General features: G+C 67.9%; 5 protein-coding genes and 1 pseudogene. 1 reads left to right on the top strand and 5 read right to left on the bottom strand.

All coding sequences use genetic code 11. The annotated features are described in order from the left end of the window. Nucleotides 1-140 precede the first annotated feature (140 nt). Nucleotides 141-1,184: a CDP-6-deoxy-delta-3,4-glucoseen reductase gene (locus tag PKA16_RS12205; RefSeq protein WP_324403505.1), complete on the top strand. Its 1,044-nt coding sequence runs from the start codon at nt 141-143 to the stop codon at nt 1,182-1,184. Nucleotides 1,185-1,499: 315 nt separating this feature from the next. On the opposite strand, the gene PKA16_RS12210 is transcribed toward PKA16_RS12205, so the two are convergent. From PKA16_RS12210 to PKA16_RS12230, 5 genes and pseudogenes are all read right to left on the bottom strand, one after another. Next, the gene (locus PKA16_RS12210; RefSeq protein ID WP_324403506.1) at nt 1,500-2,216 is read right to left on the bottom strand and encodes an ABC transporter ATP-binding protein; all 717 of its coding nucleotides are present in this window, start codon (nt 2,214-2,216) and stop codon (nt 1,500-1,502) included. A 1-nt stretch (nt 2,217) separates the two neighbouring features. Continuing rightward, a complete protein-coding gene (locus PKA16_RS12215; protein ID WP_324403507.1) occupies nt 2,218-2,997 on the bottom strand; it encodes an ABC transporter ATP-binding protein in 780 nt (259 codons plus the stop codon). 19 nt (nt 2,998-3,016) lie between these two features. Further along, the gene (locus PKA16_RS12220; RefSeq protein WP_324403508.1) at nt 3,017-4,222 is read right to left on the bottom strand and encodes an ABC transporter ATP-binding protein; all 1,206 of its coding nucleotides are present in this window, start codon (nt 4,220-4,222) and stop codon (nt 3,017-3,019) included. Between the two features lie 18 nt (nt 4,223-4,240). Beyond that, complete coding sequence (locus PKA16_RS12225; RefSeq protein WP_324403509.1) at nt 4,241-5,161, bottom strand: branched-chain amino acid ABC transporter permease; 921 nt, start codon at nt 5,159-5,161, stop codon at nt 4,241-4,243. Between the two features lie 263 nt (nt 5,162-5,424). Further along, nucleotides 5,425-6,000: pseudogene (locus PKA16_RS12230) on the bottom strand (recombination factor protein RarA); the annotation flags it as partial.

A 6,000-nucleotide genomic window follows, 5' to 3' on the forward strand; every position in this document is an offset into this window, starting at 1 on the left:
GCCGCCATCACGGGGGCTCGCGCCACGCGTGCCACCCCGCGCGGTCCGTGGGCAACGCGGCCCGACTCGCCGGCGCGCCGGGCTTTGCAGGCAGAATCAACGATTCTTGATTCCGATGGCGCGAGGCCCCACCCCAGGCGATGTCATTCACCATCACCGTCGAACCCAGCGGCCGCTCGTTCGAGACCGAACCGGGTGAACGCATCCTCCAGGCCGGCATCCGCCAGGGCATCGGCCTGCCCTACAGCTGCCAGGATGGCACCTGCGGCTCGTGCAAGGTGAGGAAGCTCTCCGGCACCGTGGTGCACGGACCGCACCAGCAGAAGGCGCTGTCGGATGCCGAGGAGGCGGAGGGCTACATCCTGACCTGCTGCGGCGTGGCCCAGAGCGACGTCGTGATCGAGTCGCGCCAGGTGACGCACGCCGGCGCCTTTCCGGTGCGCAAGATGCCGGCGCGCGTGGCGCTGCTGGAGCCGCTGGCGGCCGACGTGATGCGCCTGCAGTTGCAACTGCCGGCCAACAACGACCTGCAGTACCACGCCGGGCAATACCTCGAGTTCGTCCTGCGCGACGGCAGCCGGCGCAGCTACAGCATGGCCAGCGCGCCGCACCGGCTGATGGAGAGCGGCGCGCCGATGCTGGACCTGCACCTGCGCCACATGCCGGGCGGCAAGTTCACCGACCACGTGTTCGGCGCCATGAAGGAAAAGGAGATCCTGCGCATCGAGGGGCCCTACGGCAGCTTCTACCTGCAGGCCGAAGCGCCCAACCCCATCATCCTGCTCGCCTCCGGCACCGGGTTCGCGCCGATCAAGGCGATGCTCGAGCACATGCAGTTCATGGGCATCACGCGCGAGACGGTGTTCTACTGGGGCGCGCGCCGCCCGCACGACCTCTACATGGACGCCTGGGTGCGCGGCAAGCTGGCGCAGATGCCGCACCTGAGCTACGTGCCCGTGATCTCCGACGCACTGCCGGAGGACCAGTGGCAGGGTCGCAGCGGCCTGGTGCACCGCGCGGTGCTGCAGGATTTCCCCGACCTGTCGGCGCATCAGGTCTACGCCTGTGGCACTCCGGCCATGGTCGACGCGGCGCGACGCGACTTCGTGCAGCAAGCCGGACTGCCGGACTACGAATTCTTCGCCGACGCCTTCACCAGCGAGGCCGACAAGGTCGCCGGCTGATGTGAAACACCCCGGCGCCTCCACGCGCTGCGCGATGTTGCAGCTCCCCCATGGGCACCGCTCGGCCGCCCGAAGGCGCGAAGGCCCCCTGTGAGGGCAGCGCAGCGTGGGGACCTTGTCCTGGGGGCGCGGGCCCCGGCTGCCACTGGCATGGCCTGCTCCGCGACTGCTGGGACAACCGATGCCGGTTTCCGGTCCAATGACAAACAGTGCCGAATGGCGCCGACCCGGTTGACGACGCTGCTGTCATTCGGAGCGCGAGCACGCATCGCACTCGCGCTCAGTTGCGCCTGAACCCGCCTGCGCAGCGGAGGGTTACTCGCCGAGGTAGGCCGCGCGCACCTTGGGGTCGGCCAGCAGTTCCTTGCCGCTGCCGGTCATGCTGATCAGGCCCGACTCCATCACGTAGCCGCGATTGGCCAGCGCCAGCGCCCGGCTGGCGTTCTGCTCGACCAGCAGCACCGTCACGCCCTGGGCGTAGACGTCGCGCACCACCTCGAACACGGTGTCGACCAGGATCGGCGACAGGCCCATGGAGGGCTCGTCCAGCAGCAGCAGCTTGGGCCGGCTCATCAGCGCGCGGCCCATGGCCAGCATCTGCTGCTCGCCGCCCGACATGGTTCCGGCCAGCTGGCTGCGCCGCTCGCGCAGGCGCGGGAAGATGGTGAACACCTTCTCGATGTCCTCGGCGATGCCGGCCTTGTCGCTGCGCGTGTGCGCGCCCATCAGCAGGTTCTCGGTGATGGACATGCGGGTGAAGGTGCCGCGCCCCTCCGGCACCATGGCCAGGCCCTGCTTGACCAGGTCCCACGGCCCCTGGCCCTTGATCGACTTGCCCAGGTACTCGATGTCGCCGCCGGCCAGCGGCAGCATGCCGGTGATGGCCTTCATGGTGGTCGTCTTGCCGGCGCCGTTGGAGCCGATCAGCGACACCAGCTCGCCCTCGTGCACCTCGAAATCGACGCCCTTGACGGCCTGGATGCCGCCATAGGCCACCTTCAGGCCAGTGACTTTCAGCAGGGTCTGCGCCATCTCAGTGACCTCCCCCGGTGCCGAGGTAGGCCTCGATCACCTTCTGGTTCTTCTGCACCTCGGCCGGCGTGCCCTCGGCAATCTGGCGCCCGTAGTCCAGCACCGTCACGCGGTCGCACAGGCCCATCACCAGCTTCACGTCGTGCTCGATCAGCAGGATGGTGCGGTTGTCGTTGCGGATGCGGTCGATCAGCTCGCGCAGTTGCACTTTCTCGGTCGCGTTCATGCCGGCGGCGGGTTCGTCCAGCGCGATGAGCTGCGGGTCGGTCGCCAGCGCACGCGCGATCTCCAGGCGCCGCTGGTCGCCGTAGGACAGCGTGCGTGCCTTGAACGGCGCGTACTGGCCGATGCCCACGTAGTCGAGCAGCTCCTGCGCACGCGCGCGAATGGTCGCCTCCTCGGCCTTGAAGCCGCTGGTGCGGAACACCGCGCCAAACAGCCCCGAGTGCGTGCGCACGTGGCGCCCGACCATCACGTTCTCGATCGCCGTCATCTCGGCAAACAGGCGGATGTTCTGGAACGTGCGCGCGATGCCCGACTTGGCCACCTCGTGCACCGCGCTCGGCTTGTACGGCATGCCGGCCAGTTCGAAGCTGCCGCCGTCGGGCTTGTACAGCCCGGTGATGACGTTGAAGAAGGTGGTCTTGCCGGCGCCGTTGGGACCGATCAGGCCGTACACCTGCCCCCGGCGGATCGTCAGGCCCACGTCCGACAGCGCCTGCAGGCCGCCAAAGCGCTTGGTGATGCCCTGAACGTTCAGGACGATGTCGCTCTCGCTCATGTCGTGCGTCCTTTCGTGCTCAGGGGTTGATCGCGTCCTGCCGCAGCTCGGTGTTGCCCGGCTCGGCGTCGGCCGGGAAGTCGATGCCCGGAGGGTTCTGCTGCGCCGACAGCGGCGTGATGCGGTCGGCCGGATCGGGCTTGACCTTGCCATGCTCGGGCGCCGGCCACAGGCCGCGCGGGCGCAGCAGCATGATCACGATCATCGCCAGCGCGATGAACAACTGGCGCAGGATGGCCGCGTCCAGCCGCCCGTCGGTCATGGTCTGCAGCGGGCCAGCGATGTAGCGCAGCACCTCGGGCAGCGCCGCCAACAAAAGGGCACCCAGGATGACGCCCGGCAGGTAGCCAATGCCGCCCAGCACCACCATGGCGACGATCATCACCGACTCCATCAGGCCGAACGACTCGGGCGAGACGAAGCCTTGGAAGGCCGCGAACATGGCGCCCGAGACGCCGCCGAACGAGGCCCCCATGCCGAACGCCAGCAGCTTCAGGTTGCGCACGTTCAGTCCCATGGCCTGCGCCGCTATCTGATCCTCGCGAATCGCCATCCAGGCGCGGCCGATACGCGAATCCTCCAGCCGGTGGCAGATGATGTAGGTGAAGATGACCAGCACCAGGAACAGGTAGAAGTACATCGACACCGGCGCCACCTCGAAGCCGAAGAAGGTGTGCGGCTTGCCCAGGTTGAAGCCGAAGATCGTCACCGGGTCGATGCCATTGATGCCCTTGGGCCCGTTGGTCAGGTTGATCGGGTAGTCCAGGTTGTTCATGAAGATGCGGATGATCTCGCCGAACCCCAGTGTCACGATCGCCAGGTAGTCGCCGCGCAGCTTCAGCACTGGGATGCCCAGCAGCACGCCGGCAATGGCCGCCAGCCCCAGGCCCAGCGGAATCACCGCCCACACCGACAGGTGCAACCCGCCCGGAAACATGGCGGCTACGGCCGGGAAGTTGTCGGTCAGGTGCGGCGACGCCAGCAGCGCGAACATGTAGGCGCCGACCGCAAAGAAGGCGACATAGCCCAGGTCCAGCAGTCCGGCGTAGCCGACCACGATGTTCAGCCCCAGCGCCAGCATGGTGTAAAGCAGCGCGATGTCGATGATGCGCACCCAGGCGTTGCCGAACTGCTGCACGATCAGCGGCAGCACCAGCAGCCCGATGCCACACAGCACGAAGGTGACGAGCTTGTTGCGCTGGGTGGTGTCTTGTGTCGTCGTCATGACTCGATCCCCCCAGGCTCAGGCGCGATCGGCGACGCGCTCGCCCAGCAGCCCCGAGGGCCGCAATGTCAGCACCACGATCAGCACGATGAAGGCGAAGATGTCGACGTAGTGGCTGCCCAGGAACCCGCCCGTCAGCGCCCCAAGGTAGCCCGAGCCGATGGCCTCGATCAACCCGAGCAGGATGCCGCCGATCATCGCCCCCGCCAGGTTGCCGATGCCGCCGAACACCGCCGCCGTGAAGGCCTTCAGCCCCGGCAGGAAGCCCATGAAGTGCTGCGCAGTGCCGTAGTTGGAGGCGTACATCACGCCCGCGATGGCCGCCAGCACCGCGCCCAGCGCGAAGGTCGCCGAGATCACCAGGTCGGGCTTGACGCCCATCAGGCCCGCCACGGCCGGGTTCTCGGCGGTGGCGCGCATGGCGCGGCCGATGCGCGTGTAGTGCACGATGTACATCAGCACCGCCAGCGTGATCACCGTGACCACCAGGATCATCACCTGCGTGGGCGTGATCACGGCCTCGCCAATCAGGAACGGATCGGTCGGCAGCAGCGTCGGGAACGACTTGACGTTGGGCTTCCAGATCATCATCGCCAGCGCCTGCAGCAGGATCGACATGCCCAGCGCCGTGATCAGCGGCGCCAGCTTGGGCGCGTTGCGCAGCGGCCGGTAGGCCACCTTCTCGATCAGCACGTTCAGCACTGTGGCGGCCACGCAGGCCACCAGCGTCGCCACAAGCAGCAGCAGCCAGCCAGGCATGGTGCCCTGCAGCGCGCCAATGACGCTCCACGCCGTCAGCGCCCCCACCATCAGCACTTCGCCATGGGCAAAATTGATGAGCTGGATAATGCCGTACACCATCGTGTAGCCCAGCGCGATCAGGGCGTACATGCTGCCCAGCACCAGGCCGTTGATGATCTGCTGAAGCAGGATATCCATGTGCTGTATTCCTTCGCGGTGCCGCGCCCGGAGGTGCCGGACGGGTTGGTTCAAGCAGCCGTCGCGGGTCGCCTCTTGAGCTTTGGGCGCCGGCCAAAAAAAACCCGCCAAGAGTCCGGTGCGGGTTTCAAGGGGTGCGATTTTATCGGTCTGAAGCGCCGTCAACGGCATGGCTTGACCGGGGTTTTCCCTTGAATGCAGGCGGTCCCACCGCCCCTTGCCGCCCCGCCGCCGCCGCCCGGGCAGCGGGGTGGCGCACCCCGTCAGTCGCCCTGCGCTGCGCGGTTGCGCCGGCGCAGTTCGGCCAGCTTCTCGCCGATCTTGATTTCCACCCCGCGCGGCACCGGCTCGTAGAAGCGCTGCTCGGGCATGCCCTCGGGCAGGTAGCGCTCGCCGGCGGCAAAGGCACCCTCCTCGTCGTGCGCGTAGCGGTAGCCCTTGCCGTAGTCCAGCTCCTTCATCAGCTTGGTCGGGGCGTTGCGCAGGTGCAGCGGCACCGGGCGCGTCACGTCATGGCGCACCCAGGCACGCGCCGCGTTGTAGGCCTTGTAGACGGCGTTGCTCTTCGGCGCGACGGCGAGATACACCACGCACTCGGCCAGCGCCAGCTCGCCCTCCGGGCTGCCCAGGCGCTCGTAGACCTCGGCCGCGTCCAGCGCCAGCCGCAGCGCGCGCGGGTCCGCCAGGCCGATGTCCTCGCTCGCCATGCGCACCATGCGCCGCGCGATGTAGCGCGGGTCGGCGCCGCCGTCGAGCATGCGCACCAGCCAGTACAGCGCGGCGTCGGGGTCGCTGCCGCGCACCGACTTGTGCAGCGCGCTGATGGTGTCGTAGAACTG

The sequence above is a fragment of the Ottowia sp. genome (genome assembly GCF_035325765.1).
In the GTDB taxonomy this organism is placed as follows: domain Bacteria; phylum Pseudomonadota; class Gammaproteobacteria; order Burkholderiales; family Burkholderiaceae_C; genus Ottowia.

Excerpts from the sequence above, each read along its gene's own strand:
- PKA16_RS12210 (WP_324403506.1), bottom strand. The coding sequence starts at position 2,216 with ATGGCGCAGACCCTGCTGAAAGTCACTGGCCTGAAGGTGGCCTATGGC.
- PKA16_RS12205 (WP_324403505.1), top strand. The coding sequence starts at position 141 with ATGTCATTCACCATCACCGTCGAACCCAGCGGCCGCTCGTTCGAGACC.
- PKA16_RS12215 (WP_324403507.1), bottom strand. The coding sequence starts at position 2,997 with ATGAGCGAGAGCGACATCGTCCTGAACGTTCAGGGCATCACCAAGCGC.
- PKA16_RS12225 (WP_324403509.1), bottom strand. The coding sequence starts at position 5,161 with ATGGATATCCTGCTTCAGCAGATCATCAACGGCCTGGTGCTGGGCAGC.
- PKA16_RS12220 (WP_324403508.1), bottom strand. The coding sequence starts at position 4,222 with ATGACGACGACACAAGACACCACCCAGCGCAACAAGCTCGTCACCTTC.